6 protein-coding genes are annotated in these 15,547 nt (G+C 53.1%); 3 read left to right on the top strand and 3 right to left on the bottom strand.

From position 1 onward, the window contains the following. Positions 1–265: 265 nt before the first annotated feature. Positions 266–790, bottom strand: coding sequence for a hypothetical protein (locus ACXAGD_RS22600; protein ID WP_475214321.1), 525 nt, complete (start codon positions 788–790; stop codon positions 266–268). Between the two features lie 310 nt (positions 791–1,100). After that, a complete protein-coding gene (locus tag ACXAGD_RS22595; RefSeq protein ID WP_475214319.1) occupies positions 1,101–3,131 on the bottom strand; it encodes an ATP-binding protein in 2,031 nt (676 codons plus the stop codon). 695 nt (positions 3,132–3,826) lie between these two features. Between ACXAGD_RS22595 and ACXAGD_RS22590 the strand changes: the two genes are divergently transcribed. Together ACXAGD_RS22590 and imm45 are read left to right on the top strand one after the other, a co-directional pair. Next, the gene (locus ACXAGD_RS22590) at positions 3,827–11,629 is read left to right on the top strand and encodes a two-partner secretion domain-containing protein (protein ID WP_475214317.1); all 7,803 of its coding nucleotides are present in this window, start codon (positions 3,827–3,829) and stop codon (positions 11,627–11,629) included. Beyond that, on the top strand, positions 11,626–11,976 hold the full coding sequence (gene imm45, locus ACXAGD_RS22585) for an Imm45 family immunity protein (protein ID WP_475214315.1): 351 nt from the start codon (positions 11,626–11,628) through the stop codon (positions 11,974–11,976). The genes ACXAGD_RS22590 and imm45 overlap by 4 nt, the downstream gene beginning before the upstream one ends. Before the next feature lie 185 nt (positions 11,977–12,161). Here imm45 and ACXAGD_RS22580 read toward each other — a convergent pair whose 3' ends face one another. Then, the gene (locus ACXAGD_RS22580) at positions 12,162–13,133 is read right to left on the bottom strand and encodes a type IV secretory system conjugative DNA transfer family protein (RefSeq protein WP_475214313.1); all 972 of its coding nucleotides are present in this window, start codon (positions 13,131–13,133) and stop codon (positions 12,162–12,164) included. A gap of 1,042 nt (positions 13,134–14,175) precedes the next feature. On the opposite strand from ACXAGD_RS22580, the gene ACXAGD_RS22575 reads away from it, so the two are divergent. After that, a complete protein-coding gene (locus ACXAGD_RS22575) occupies positions 14,176–15,459 on the top strand; it encodes an NADH:flavin oxidoreductase/NADH oxidase family protein (protein WP_475214311.1) in 1,284 nt (427 codons plus the stop codon). The last annotated feature ends 88 nt before the right edge of the window (positions 15,460–15,547 follow it).

Raw genomic sequence — 15,547 nt, 5'->3', positions numbered from 1 at the left:
TCACCCAACAACGTTTTCGGGTTGCGGGCAGCGTGGTTGCGTTTCGCAGAATCCAGAGAGATAGCTCGCTTGGCAAAGCTGCACGTTCGGATCGCGCGCAAAGAGCAGGCTCTGAAGGATCTGCGAGCTGAACGCACTACAATTATGAACAGGTGTATCCGCAGAATGCGCCGTGCCGACGGTAAGAACTAGTGGCAACGGCCATTTTGGGGCGTGATGAGCTTCGCCTTGTCCAGAACCGAGTAGCTTTGCCAGGCAGGAAAATTCAGCAACCCATCACGCGCTTTATCTTGCGAGGGGTGTGTGGCGACGTGCAAAGGCCATTTCGCACGCGGAGAAAGACTTGGCCATTGCACGGGGTCTGCTCTTCCAAGTCACCGTTAGCCAAGCCTCTTTCAAGCGAAGCTACTTCAAAGAAATCAGCTTTTCGCCCAGTCTGCACATTGTGGCCAAAGGGTATTTTGTTCTCTCCTGAGAATGTTAGTTTCTTGGTGCCATAGCCGTCGATAGAAAGCACCCGTAGATCATCGTCTTCAAATGTTATTGGGATTGTGGTGCTTTTGGAATTCCATCGGGGACGCCATTCCAGACTCCAATGGGAAACCTGTACAGGCTTTGATGACAAGATTGAAATTATGATCTCGTCATCAAGTTGTGCGAGGCTTCGGAAGGCAAAAGTTGAAGCCAGACGAATACGGTCCTTAGTGCTAAATTCCCAGAGCTTGATTGTGCCGAGCAATGTGGAAAGACCAGCCCCCCAAAATGAGAAGAAATTGATAAAGTCTGTCATTCGTTCTTGTGTGCGTTGCACTTTCTGTTCGTTGCTTACAAAACCATCTGAAACGTAGTGCGTCGAAATTTCCTGAGTATAGCTGGATCACCGACTGTTTGCGATTACCCTTGGCGTCTCTGTGGCTGGATATGCAGTGTATTTCGTATCCTCGCACACTTGGTAGAGATTCACTTTCTCATTTATAGCAAGTCGCACACGACTTATTCGCATATGAATTCGCTGTTCACTCCGTTAGTGGCCACCACGCAGATTTAGGAAAACCGACTTCCACAGTCTCAAAGTTTGAGGAAGACGGTTTTTTTTGGGTTCACTCAGCGGCTGAAAGAGTGCTTGTGGGCTTCAGATCGTAGCTCGACTGACCGTCTAATATCTTTACAAAAGACTCATTCCGATTGCTTGCTCGATCTATCAACCTGTCGAATGCCAAAACCTCTATTATAAGATTCAGCTCTTTGTAGTACCGGTAAGCCATTTGACCACCGAAGTTTGTCAAAATGAAATCCTCAATCTTCAGATATCGTTCAAGTTTAGAGTTCCAATCAGCCAAGATGTAGCCGCGAACCATTGATGTTTCTTCAATGATCCTTTCTCGGCCGCCTGAGTCTATGATCTTGCCGCGCTCACGGATATCCATGATTTGGTTTTTTAGTTGATCCACCGGGTTCTTGGTGTCAGCTTCCTTTGAACTGTCGTAGTCCGTCTTTTGAGGACGCTTCATTTCAACCACCATCAATTCATTTTCATTGTTGATAAGTAAGTCGTGGGCAAATTGGCCCTTCTTTCGCGCGGTACCTTCCGGTGTTCGGTCGCTGGAAATGTATCTGGCATAGGCCAAGTCGTCGTCAATCAACCAAAGATTATGTGAGGAATAGTCTATCTGCTCGCTGTCCCTGTAGCGGGGGTAAATCAACTGATGAACTTTATCTTCCGTCGCAAGACCGTCTTCATTTCTGTTCAACATTTCCCTGAAAACTTTGATCACGTGATTGCGGTAGGCAACGTATACAGCCAGCGCCTCCTTAGCATCCTCAGGTATTTTGTTTCGTACCACATGCACAAGGTCCTCGATACTTGTGTCTTCACTTAATTTCGTGAAGTCAAATTTTTGCCGGAAACGCTCTACAAACAAGTCTTGTGCAAGTTGCTCGCGCGTCTCAGTAATCCCCCGCTTTTGGACAAACTCTTCGGTACTCTTGCCCGCCAAACCACGCCTTAAAAGCGGGTCAATCGCAATAAGGTGGTCAACCTGTTCCTTCATTTTAGCTCGACGACCGGAGGTGTACGATTTTTCAAGCTCTAAAATGTGGGCTTTGGCGAAGGCTATCAGATGCTCTTTGACCGTCTTCTTTTTCTTATTGTGTTCAACTTTACCATGCAGGTTGATGATCCGATCCCGTGATTGCGACGATTTGAAGAAGTCACTGGAAACAGCCACAAGGTAGTAGTACCGCTCTTCGTCGTCCCCTTTCTTTTCAACGAAGGGCTTGGCATTCAGTCCCGATGAGATGTTTTCAAGTTCACTCGCGGCGCGATTGTTAGCGTAAAAATATAGCCGATGCTTCTTAGCGTGCTCTTCGCCAACCTTGAAGTAGTCAAAGGTGAAATCGACGGTTTCAGTCCCAATTCTAAGGTTTTCGCTTCGCTTACCGCCAACCGCCAATGATTCATGGAAATAATTGTAAAGGTTGAAGTCAGCACCTTCGATTCTCAATATAAAGTGCCTGGGGATTTTTCGCTGGATAAACTCAATAAGGAAGTGATCCAGTACAGCGGATACAATGTCTTCTGCAGTGTGATTGTGCCTTCGATTTTTACCTTCAATAACAAAGTAATCTTCAAAGTCGGCTTTGGGCGACTTCATAAGCACTGTTACGCCCGTATCATGCTGGTGCGCACCTGCACCTTTGGCTTCCGTGACAGTAATCAAGTTGTCGTCGTCCGAAAAAGGATCGTATTGGTAACACCTCTTTGTCAGTATCCCGTCGGCTTGTTTTTGCCCTGACGAATAGAAGACACGGCTATACACCTTGAACGCCATGAACCGGCCAAATCCTTTCCCCCCTCGTTCATACTTGTTCCCAGTCAACGGGGTAAGAAATGCTGACAGATTGACTTCATCAAATCCATTCCCATTGTCCACGATACGAACCTCGCACGTTAATGCGTCGAAGGTTACGTCAATCCTGCCCTTTTCTTCCAACTCATCTTCAAAACGCTCTTCAATAGAATGAATTGCGTTCCAAATGGCTTCGTACATGGGAAACAAGAAACCTTGCAGACCATCTGGAAGAACTGCACGTTTGACTTCGGATGACAAATCAATCGTCTTGTGCTTCAAATCAAAACCCCTTTCGAAAAATCTCGCTACTTATAGAGTAACTATACGTCGCGGCGCACGCTATAGTTGCAGTTGGGTGTAAAAAATGGCCGAGGCCAGATTTCAGCACATGAGACCTCTAAATTCTCGCCCTTTCGACGGATCACATTGCGTATGCAGTAGCTTTTTCGCACCTGCCGCGAATGTCAGCTTGGTGGCCTTCCTTTCGGCGCTGTCTTGCACTTGGATGTCTGCTTTTTGCCCGGCTAAATAAAGGAGATTGGTCACCTTAGAGCCGCGAGCGGCCGAAGCCACCTCCGCACGCCGTTGTTACGGTTTTTGACAGCACAGCGCTAATAATGCCCTTGTGCATGTTGGATTGTTTCTGGGAGTAGCAAGCGAGATTCAAAGCCACACAGACGGTTGTCGCTTGTTATGAACACTCACCCGTCCAGCAGCAATTGACATGCCTTACAAAGCCTGGCCTCGGCACGCGAAGAATAAAATGTGCCGATAAGCTGCCCACTCGACTCGGTCTGAAACGTATTTTGCCATGTTTCAGCCGCAGGCAGCTCTTGCCTAACCATTTTGTGAAGCCTGGGTGGGTTTTTCTGCTTAACGTGTGCTGTGACCTTTGCTAGCCGGAAATCACATGAATAAACAGAAGGTTACGGAATGGCATTTCGAGGGCCGCATTTGGCGACGCAGTTCTAACCATGCGTAGTCGTGTTTTTGAGAAAGTTGTTTCTTCGGTCCTGGCACTGGCGCTCACGATACAACCCGCGCTGCTTCATGCGCAGAGCATCCAGCCTGTGAACCCAAATACAGGTCCGCGCCCGCATGTCGACCAGTCTCTGAATGGCACCACCGTAGTCAATATCTCGACCCCGAATGGCGCGGGCGTCAGTCACGATGTCTACACCGACTTTCAGGCGGATGATCTGATCCTGAATAACTCGGCCACGATCACCAATACGCAGTTGGGCGGGGTGATCGAAGGCAACAGCAACCTGACGCCGGGACTAGAGGCCAATCTTTGGGTCGGTGAGGTTGTTGGTGGAAATCAGACCCAGCTGGGCGGCATTCTGGAAGTGGCCGGTAAGCGCATGGATGTGGTGGTCGCCAACGAGTTTGGCATCACCTGCAACGGTTGCGGTTTCATCAACACGGGCCGTGCGACCCTGACAACCGGAAAGCCGCAATTTGCCGGCAATGGTGCGCTCACCGGGTTCGACGTACGGCGGGGCACGGTTACAATCGGGGCCGGAGGTCTGAACCCGGAAAATCGGATAGGTCTGACCGATACCAGCCGCGTCGATGTGATTGCGCGAGCGGCCGCGATTTACGGGAAAATGCGGGCGGAACAACTCAATGTCATCGCCGGTGCCAACCAGGTGGACTACAACTGGTCCTACGACCCGGAAACAGGCGCAGTGACTGGGATCACCGAACAGGCGGGTGAAGGTGCAGCCCCTGCATTGGCTGTGGACGTCGCCGCTCTTGGTGGCATGTATGCCAATGCGATCCGTTTGATTGCCACCGAGAATGGCGTGGGCGTGCGTCTGAATGGGGATATGGCGTCCTCAACCAACATTGCGCTGCGGGCTGATGGGCAGCTTACGCTGGGCGCTCCTGCTGGTGGTCATACACCGCAGATCCGGGCGGGCGGGCGCGTCCAGGTCCGCAACCAGGGTCCGATCCTTCTGGAAGGTGCGATCACCTCCGAGAGCGATGATCTGATCGATATCAGAACCAGCAATGGCGACCTGACCTTCAACGGTCAGGCAGCGGGCGGTGCAATCCGTCTGGAAAGCGCCGGTATGCTAAACATCTCCGGCGCGATTGTTGCGCGTGAGGCCTTTGAGGCAGCATCAACCGGTGCTTCTGTTGCGCTGAACGGCAACTCCGAGGTGTTCGCGCAATCCATTAATGTTGATGCGCTGACACAGCTGACTTTCGACGGCAAGGCTGCTGGTCTTGAAACAGCTTCGCTGACAGCGGGAACAGAGCTCAAAACAGGTGCCAACTCAGAACTGGTCGCGGAATCTGCGGCTCTCACCGGGGGTGACGCTTGGATAGAAGGCCAGGTGCAAGCACTTGAAGACCTGACCATTGAGGCGACGGACGGGAATGTCGACCACAGGGGCACGTCTCGCGGACAAACTGTCACAATAACAGGTTACGACGTTCAAACGAGCGAGGCATCGCAGATCGCTGCAGTAGGTGATCTGAGCGTAACCGCCGCGGAGCAGTCAAAGATCGGCGGAGAACTAGTCGCCGGGAAGGGACTGACGCTCAAATCCACAGCAGCCGGGATAACCGTTGAAGCAAATGCCGAAGTGCTGGCTGAATCCCTGAATATAGAGGCACAGACTCGTATTGATTTTGATGGCAAGGCTGCCGCTTTTGAGACAGCTTCCTTGTCAGCTGGAACCGAGCTGGCCACAGGGGCGGATTCAGAGCTGCTGGCCGACAGCGTGGCGCTCACCGGGGAATCTGCGCAGCTGTCTGGTGAGGTCCGGGCCATTGAAGGACTGACAATCGCCGCAACAGATGGCGCGGTTGAGCATAGCGGCGTGTCTCGTGGACAGAATGTTTCAATAATTGGCAACACTGTCGAGACTGGCGATACATCCCAGATCGCTGCGGTTGATGGCCTTACTGTGACGGCAACAGATCAGATCCTCCTTAATGGCGAACTCGCCTCGGGGGCAGAGCTTGCAATCACATCGACTAGGGCATCGGCAACCATCGAGGATGGTGCCGAACTGGTGGCGGATACGCTCGACATAGACGCTCAGACCCAAGTGGCGCTAAACGGACATGCTGCTGTTCAGAACCGAGCCGAACTCAGGGCCGGAACCTCACTCACAACCGGAGACACATCCGAGCTTGTGGCCGGATCCATTGCTTTCTCCGGAGCCACGGCTCAGATCGAGGGGCAAGCCGAAGCACAGGACAGTGTTTCCATCGAAGCTCGTGACGGCTCTTTGGAGCATTCCGGCCGAGTTCGTGGGCAGTCCGTCACCCTGTCCGGTGATCATGTGCAAACCGGAGAGAACTCGCAAATTGCAGCCATTGCAGATGTGCAGGTAACAGCCACGGATCGGGCGCTCATTGACGGCACTATGATTGCAGGCCAACAGGCCGATCTGTCCGTGACGGCTGGAGACCTGGATCTTCAAGGGCAGATAAACGCCAGCAACACTAGTATTGCAGTCTCCGGACAAACCAGCCTTGGCGCGGAGGCGCTGGCGATGGGGCAATCGGTACTGGAGCTTCAGTCGCGTTCCCTGGGCGGCGGGCTACGAGCGTCCCATTTCGACCAGTTGCGTGCGGGCGATGGTCTTGCAATCACGTTGGAAACCGGTGGACTTACTGTCGCTGCATCAGAACAGGTTGAATTTGATGGGGATCTTCTGCTCGATCTGGATGGTGACCTGGAGAACCGGGGTACGATCAAAGCGAGCGGTGACCTCCAGTTGCGCAGTGGCTCTGATCTAAACAACCGCGGTGGTTTGTTTAAATCCGGCGAGACAATGCAGCTGGTGGCGCGCAATGGAACAGTACTGAACCAGTCCGGGAGCATTGAAGCAGACGGTGGCTTGGCCATCGAGGCGGAAACATTTAACAACCGTTTCGATAGTATTGTGACGGAACCCTCACAATCGGGCGTCGAGATATTTTCCGGGGCTCCGGACAACAAGACCCGTACTCAAACCCAGTTTATTGACCCGGCTGATCTGAAACTTTCCAGCTGTAGTCAGAGCCGCCAAAATAACTCAGGTGCCACTCTCGGGGCGAGTTGCGCGACAATCTTCAATTTTGGCGGAATCAGATCAAATATCGGCGGTGTGACATGGAGTACGGGCAATACAGTCACCACCTCCGGCCCTGCTCCTGAAATCCTATCCGGTGCAGGCATTTCGATCGATGCGGACGCGGTCATTAACGATGCGGGGCTGATCTCTGCCAAAGCTGGTGTGGAAATTGAAAGTCACCGCTTTGAGAACAAGGCATATGAAGACGACAAGGTAACGCACACAGCCACCTACACCCGCCAGGAAACGGTTGAGGAGAACTTAGGCGGAGACAATGGTTGCGGGTGCTTGACACGCAGGACAGAAACAGTCATTTATTCTCAAGTCGAACGAACCGCCGCCGACGGCGCAGGTTCAGTGACTGGCGAAATCCTCGCGGGAGGCGCTGTCAACATCAACAGCACGTCGGTGGTGGCAGACGGAGATATCCGCTCTGGAACCGCGAGTGTTGTTTCTCCGCGTGAGAATTCTGCAGTAGCCAACCTGACGCTGCCCGACCTGATTGTGCCGGGATCATCTTTGACACCGATACGGCCGGGTGTACTGGACTTGCCGGCACTGGCCCCTGTTCAGCCGGACGTGGTGAACGTCCCGTCTCTGGAGCCAGTGCGACCCACACTTCAATCATCTCCAAATCTGGACGCGTTGATAGGTGAGGGGCGGACAAGCTTTGGAACAGCGCAAGTTTCCTTTGAGGACCTGCTCTCCTCAGGCTATTTTTTGGATCGGTTGCAGATTCAGAACGAGCTGTTCGAGAATATCAACCGGCCCACCGAATGGAACGGATATCAAAGCGACGGCGTAAGCTTTGACGGTGAAAGCGCAGTCCAGATCCCGGATACAGGATTCAATGGCTTTGGTGACCGGTTCGGTGTGTCAGGGACGGGCTTGCTCGCCTCACTGGACAAAGCCAACACATCGACCAGCGGGGACCTGACAATCGTTGCCGGTCAGATTACCGGTTCTGGTGGGTCGCTGATTGCAGAAGACGGCTCCCTGTCTTTAACGTCGTTCCGTGACATCAATTTCGAAGACACCGAACTTGGTGGCCACCTGGTCGACATCATCACGGGTGGGGATTTCTCTGGCAAAGCGCTGGTGATCAGATCGACTTCTGACACCTCCATATTTGCAGCAGGCAACGTTACGATCGAAGGTCTGGCGCAGACAGAAGAATACTACACCAACACCAGCGTAACGAGGATCACGGAGAACCTCGCGTCCCGGTTTGAGACAGGGGGAAACCTGTCGATCATCTCCTCTGCTGACATGACACTCGCCGGTGTTCAGGCCCAGGTCACAGGGGATACACGGCTCACAGCAGGTGGCAGCCTTTACCTGCTCGCCGAGCAATCCGGCGTGCAATACAGTGATGGCGATGCAAAGAACGGGACCGATCGCCTGACCCTGACCGCCCAGGTTGCGCAACTGTCTACAGGTGGTGACTTCATCGCAAATGCAGGCGGAGACGCGGTTTTGATCGGTACACAGATTGATGCGGGCGGAAAGGCACATCTGGCAGCGGCTGGCGATGTCGTTCTGGCTGCCGCGCAAGAAATAGCCAAATCGGAAACCCGCAAGACCAGCAGCGGATTCCTGTCTAAGAAAAAGGAGACACGGTCCACGCTTGCCATCACCAATAGAGGCGTCGGGATCACAGCGGGCGGCGATATCGATGTGATCGCCGAGACAGGTGACCTGACCACTGCAGGAACAGAGTTCGCAAGCGCATCAGGTGATGTCAACCTCACTGCGACTGAGGGCAACATCCTCGTTGGCACCTACACCGATGTGTTTGAAGAGACACATATCAAAGAAAAGAGCTACCTTGGTGGGCTGCTGAGCAAATCCAGCCAATTGCACACGGTTGACCACATCAATACTGGCACGGATGCACTGGCGGCATTGGATCTGAGCATCGTGTCCGGCACGGACACAACGCTCGTCGGAGCGACGCTGTCTGCTGGTCAAAACCTGAACATCACAACCGGTGGTGACTTCTCAGTTCAGGCTGCCATCGACAGCCACCGCTCCGAATTCTTCGAGACCGACATGGGTCTGGTCACCATGACCACGATCACCGAGACCAGCTTTACAGAGACGGCCCAACTGACCGAATTGCTGGCCGGGCAAGGTATGAGTTTTGACATCGGTGGCGATGCTGAGTTGGTCCTGTACCAGACCGCAAGTGTCGATGCGCCGAACCCGGAAGATCTCTACCCCGAGGAACTTCTGGCCATAGACGGGCTGGAACTGATCAACCAGGAACTGGCGGATGAGTACTTCTATGAAGAGCAGACCCAGCTCTCGCCCGCGTTCAAAGCACTCGTTGCGATTGTTGTGGCGGCGTATGTCGCGCCCAATCTCGTTGGGAGTTTACTTCCAGAGCTTACAACTGCCGCAGCAGCAGAGGGTGCCACGGCACTTACGACGGGTATTTACAACGGCGCGACTGCCTTCACCTCAACGGCACTTGTCGAAACGATGGATGGTGTCGTCGCCGGAGATCTCGACCTTGGTGCGATCTTGGAAACCGCCACGTTCTCCGGTGTCTCAGCGGGACTCACATCGGGCATCAATCTGAAAATCCCTGAGCGCAGCCCCCTGAATGATGCGCTGATCAATGGTCTTGGTAATCCGCAAGGTCCACAACTCACTGTGGCCCGCGTTCTGGAAGGGGCATTGGATGGTTCAATTTCCTCTGGTCTGAGTTCAGCCGTCTATGGGACTGACTTCGCTGATGGGTTCTCAGCAAGCCTTGTACAGACAGTCACCAACCTCGCTCTGGCTGACGCTCAGTTTGAGATCGGTGAACTTGGAGATGGCATTGCGAACTGGGAAGGGTCAGCGGGTCACGCTATCCTTCACGGTCTCGCAGGGTGTGCGGCGGCGGAAGCGCAGGGGGCTGATTGCGCCGCTGGGGCGGCAGGAGGAATCGCCGGGTCTATACTTTCTGGTTATCTGGAAAGAAACCCGTTCACCACCAATCAGGATGCCAGTGCTACAGATCAGGAAATCTCACGACTTGAATACGAAGGAAGGCTAGCCGAACTGGCTTCCGCGGCAGCAGGTTTCTTATTCTCAAGAGGCGAAGGAAACAACGTATCAACTGCTGGGTTTGTGGGGCGCTCAGCAATTTTAAACAACCGCAACCTGCATATCAAAGAAGTTGAGTATATTGAGAAGTATTCAGATGAATTTGCTGAGCAAATCTGTGGGACAGAGCAAGCATGTTTGAATTCAGCAAAGGAACGGCTTACCGCTGAAACGCTTAGAGGGGTATCGGACGATTTCGCCTTTCTCCCCAGAGACGAGGAAGCGCGCGCGTTTCTAAATAGTTTGGCAGAGGCCGGACAAACACACGACAATCAATCACTGTTTGCTGAGCTCGACAGAACAGCCGATGAATACAGGAATTCGTACCTAAACATTGGGGACGTTGAGACCAACAGAAGCTTCTATTCCCTGGTCTCTGGAGGGAGCCTGCGAGAAGGCGGAACGCGCACTGCCGTCGATTTGGTGTATGTTCGGGCCGCTTCTGAACTTCCAAGTTATGCAACCAAAGATCAGGTGTTGGCAGCTGCTGATGGCTTGGCAAAAGAAGAAGAACGCCTTCGTTTGCGTGCGGAGGCACTTCTCGCATCCAATGATACTGACAAAATACTACATGGGCTGGCCCTTGAAAACGATGCTGATACCCTTCGCGGTCACCGTGCTCATCTAGTTGCTCTCCAAAAAGGAAAGTTCACCCTTAATGAGTTGGCAGGAAATTCTGGCGACCCAAAGTATCGCGCACTCTCTCAGAGCTACCTCGATACGAAGGTATCGATTGCGACGGCGTTAGACATTGCTGCGGGAGCAGCAGCCCTAGCGGGCAAAGCAGTACCAAATAATGGAGTTTGCTCGTTCCACGCTGATACATTGGTGCTGACCGATGGTGGCTTGCTCCCAATCAGTGATGTGAACACCAACATGTCGGTTTGGTCGCGTAATCCAGCTAATGGCGACATGGCATGGCAGTCAGTTAAAGCAAAGTATTCAAACCCTTACGATGAGACGGTTTCGGTCAGCATGCGTGATGTCGAAACCGGCGCTGAACAGACAATAGTTTCAAACCGTATTCACCCGTACTTCGTGCAAACAGCACGTGCTGTGGCGAATTCATCGGAGGGTCATGTTTACGAAGGCCCGCTTGAAAACGGACATTGGGTGGATGCGGCAGAACTGCAAGCGGGTGATCGTCTACTTAATGACGATGGCACTTGGGCTGAGATCGTTAGCATTGAAATAGAAGTGGAACCACTGACAGCGTTTAATCTCACCGTTGCTGAGTTCCACACATACTTCGTTGCAGCCAATGAGAACGCCGCGCCGGTGTGGGTGCATAACAATTGCGCCAATAGTTTCGAACGGGGGCTTGTTCGTTTGCCACCCGGAGAAAGAGTTGCAGTCGTTCGTACAAAGCTATCTGAAGTCGCCGAAAGCAATGGTTGGAGCAAAGACGCACGCCTGTCACGATTAAATGGGCGTGATGTTTACAGAGACTCACAAAGTGGTAACCTTTTTGCGGTAGATAGTCTGCATGGACGTTTCGAAGTAACAAACAAGAGAGGTCGTCACCTCGGTGAAATCGATATTGACGGTGTTTCTACCAAGGCACCTGATCCTTCCGGCGGCCATGATTTGAGAACAAAATGATCGAGCAGTGGCGGCGATTGTCCGAGCTAAAGGACAGTGAGAACTTTGGTAGGGGTACTGTCTTCAGATTCCCTGCCGAGAAGCCTTATGAACATATTGTGGAGTTTATGTTGGTTGACGTTCAATCTGCCGACACATCCTTAGGCCTTATTGTTCTTTCTGGGTACAAAGCTGGTTTGTTCGTACAACTCCTTCCGTTGAGTGCAGGCGCAGGGGGTAGCTCCCGTTTGGTGAGCGCGAGTTGGTTAAAGGAAAATTGGGAGACTTGGGTTTATCCACAGTGCAAATTTACAGACGTATTTGTCCTTGATAACCCTCCTCCGCCAGCGGCTCTCCCTCTTCGTTGACGAGCCTTCCCAGCGGTATTGCCAAGTTGATTAAGAATGCTTGTGATGTGATTTGGTTGTGCACTCAGGCGTAACCGTTCGGTCTGCCCGCACTGACGGTGGTCGTTAGTGATGGATAATGTCCATTAGCGAACAAATGGACATTATCGGAGTGGAACATGAGACCGCTAGGTAGCCGCGTCCCGTCAAACCGGGGCGCCGTTTCCTGACTTCGCCGTCTTCATTTTCTTTGCCATCATTTCTTTGGCTGTTTCGCTTTTGCGTTTAGCGATCACTTTCTGTGCGTCAAAAGCCGCCTGAAGTTCCATGTCTTTTTGGGAAACCTCTTGTGGCGGGGCAGGGGCCGGTTTCGCCTCATCCAGCGCCTTTGCCGTGTCCTGGGCTTGTTCTTCAGAGAGATCCTTGTGTGTCCCCTTGATGCTCGGAGTATCGCCACCAAGGAACTGCATGAAGTAAGGATCTTCGAAGTATCGTATCTTGTTTGCAATGACCGGCATCTTGCCTTCTCGAAGCAACACAACCTCGTCTTCTGGCAACCGGCCAACATGTTCTGGACGGAGCAAACGAATGCCTTCTTCGCGTTCCGACATGCTGCCCATTTCGATTTTGGCAATTGCCCGAGACTTGGACTTGCTCAAGACAGTTTTATCTCCGATGGACCTCGACACGTGTTCACGCACCTCTGAATCCTCTGAGGCTGCAAACATCTGCGTGCCCGCGTTTGCCAGCATCGCGCGAACGCCTTCAGGTCGGTAGATTTCTTGCAGGCGTGAAAGTGTCTGCGAGATTACAATGATCCGGCCACCGAACGATCGCATGGTGTCATACGCTTCAACCACGCGATCAAGTTTGCCAAGGCGCTGAAACTCATCGAGCAGGATCAGAACCTTGAACGGCTCATCCGGACCCGGTTCGTCGGTTTCGATGGTATTCACCAAATCGCAACGACAACGACGGCGTAACCGAGTAAGGAAGGGCAGGGCGGCAAAAGCCGCCTTTTTCCATGCTCCAGCGCCCAGCCGGGCCACGGTGACCGCTCGGATTCTTCCACCTGTATTCGCCCGTGAGCAGGATATGAGCGATGCCAAGTGAATTCTTTGGGTGGGCATCTCCCAGATTTGGATGAGCTGCGGGAGAATATCTAGTATTGCCCGCACAAATCCCGCCGCCACAGGCAGCGGGACCGGTCGCTACTCGGATGCTGGCTGCACCGGCATCCGACCCGAACCAACCAGACGCGATCTCCCTGCGGCCCAGGAGCGGTGAAATCTGTCTCATCCGAGCCAGCTTTAACCGCGGCCACAAGTCGCCTGCATCAAGTTGTTTCGGCCCATAAAGGGTAACGCGATTCCCTCGTTTCTCTCGGCCTTTCGCATGAGACTTTGGAGATCCGCGCGAGGCGCGCGGCTCACATTGAATATTAGACAGGGCAGGGGACTCGACGCGCTAAAGCGCGCTCACCCCAGCTCTGACATTTTCCATTAGTGGGGCTGTTGCGACCGGCAAGCCGGTCACACCATCCCGATCGCATTCGGTTCTATTGTATCAAACTCCGCTGCCTCTCGCCTCTGGCTCGAACGCGGAGTCCGATAACCAACGAAAGTCGATCCGAACACGCTCTAATCCGCCCGCATCCTGCGTCGGCCCGGTCAAGGGGCAAGCGCCGCGCTGCGCGCGTCGTCTCCACGTGAAAAAACCCGGTTCCTCCCACCCGCAAGCGCGCGGGTCCCTCCCATTTTTTCGCCGCTCCGACCCCATGACAGTTCTGTGGAACGTCACTGATATTTGACTCAATCGACAGCCAAAACCTCAATAAACCGGTTAATCACGTCATTCAATTCTAACCCAAACGTCAAGCATTTCTGACCCAATAGTGATAGCCGCCATTCATTGACACGGCGGCTAGGATCGGCTGCGAGCCCATCCCGGTCAAGTCGATTTCATGCTGCGCGCACTTGCAGCGAAAGAATTGCTATGTGTGCGGCGCGGGATACCTCTGTGTGGCAGAAAAACCAGCCACTGATGGTTCGTGCAGAGAAGACGGATCGGGCAATTCCCAAGCCGCGGAACAAACAGCACTTGTATGAAACAACTCCAAGATCCGCTTTAGCGTTTGCTCAAATGGATTGTGGTGGTGCAACCTAAACGGACGTCGGCGACTCATTATTGGTCACAACTGTTTGATTGGGGCGAAAAGCAATGAAAGAACTAGGTTTTTCGGAACATCTCGACCTTCCATGCGGTGTGAGGTTGAAAAACCGCTTCTCGCGAAGTGCCATGACCGAAGCGCTCGCAGATGTTCATGATGCTCCAACCGAAGGCCATCAGACTCTCTATAAGCGTTGGTCCAACGGTGGCATGGCCATGCAAGTAACTGGCAATGTCATGGTCGATAAACGATACCTTGAGCGGCCCGGAAATGTTGTTGTTGAAGACGAGGGCATATTGGATTCTCTGCGAGAATGGGCGACCGCCGCGAAATCCGGTGGCAGCCAAATTTGGATGCAAATCAGCCATCCGGGACGCCAATGTCCTATTGTGGTGAATACACGGCCATTGTCCCCATCGGCAGAAAAGCTGCGTATTCTTGGCCTGTTCGGAAAACCCAGGGCGATGAGTTCAGAAGATATTCTGGACGCTATCCAGCGATATGCCAGGACCGCCGCGATCGCAAAGAAAGCAGGATTTGATGGCGTGCAGTTGCATGCCGCGCACGGATATCTCGTCAGTCAGTTCCTATCGCCCATCACCAACCGTCGCACGGACGAATGGGGCGGGCCGCTTGAAAACCGGGCGAGGTTTTTGAGGGCGGTTTATAAAGCGACGCGCGCCGCCGTGGGCAAGGACTATCCTGTTGCCGTCAAGTTGAACTCTGCAGATTTTCAGAAAGGTGGATTTACAATTGAAGAAAGCTGTCAGGTTGCGCATTGGCTCGAACAAGACGGCATCGATCTAATAGAATTGTCCGGCGGAACCTACGAACAGATGAGCTTTGTCAATGGCACCGAGGGAAAGCAGCGCGACAGTACAGTTAAACGCGAGGCATATTTTTTGGAGTACGCACGTGAGGTGCGTCGTGCGGTAACTGTACCCCTTATGGTTACAGGCGGGTTTCGTAGCGTCACTGCGATGAAACGCGCGATTGTTAACGAGGGGATCGACATGATCGGCCTTGCGCGCCCTCTGTGTGTTCATCCGGGCGCGGTGACGGAGATGCTTGACGGGTCCATCGAAAGGATTGGCATTGAAGAAGATGGTCTGGTTATCGGGCGCGGGCAGTTCGGGGTGAATGCCCAAAACTGGTTCGTCAATCTAGTTAACACTGTATCACGAGTCGAATACTATGCTTGGCAAATGAACCGAATGTCACGCGGCTCGTTGCCCCAAACCGACGCCCGCAATAACGCAATTGGTTACTTTTTGTGGTACCTCAACCGAACAACCTTTCTAGGACTGCGCCGAAAGTTTGTTCGCCAATCCTAGGTTTCTGACGGGAGCGAGCCTTGAAAGCTACCGTTCAGTCGAGCAGATCCTATACTCGCTCTTTCCCGTCCTGCCGCCATTGATTAGC

This window comes from Ruegeria sp. ABF4_144 (assembly GCF_056160045.1).
Note: the sequence above shows the minus strand (reverse complement) of the source record. Positions and strands in the feature narration are given on the sequence as shown.

Coding starts and splice junctions, on each gene's coding strand:
- ACXAGD_RS22600 (WP_475214321.1), bottom strand. CDS start 790: ATGACAGACTTTATCAATTTCTTCTCATTTTGGGGGGCTGGTCTTTCC.
- ACXAGD_RS22590 (WP_475214317.1), top strand. CDS start 3,827: ATGCGTAGTCGTGTTTTTGAGAAAGTTGTTTCTTCGGTCCTGGCACTG.
- imm45 (WP_475214315.1), top strand. CDS start 11,626: ATGATCGAGCAGTGGCGGCGATTGTCCGAGCTAAAGGACAGTGAGAAC.
- ACXAGD_RS22575 (WP_475214311.1), top strand. CDS start 14,176: ATGAAAGAACTAGGTTTTTCGGAACATCTCGACCTTCCATGCGGTGTG.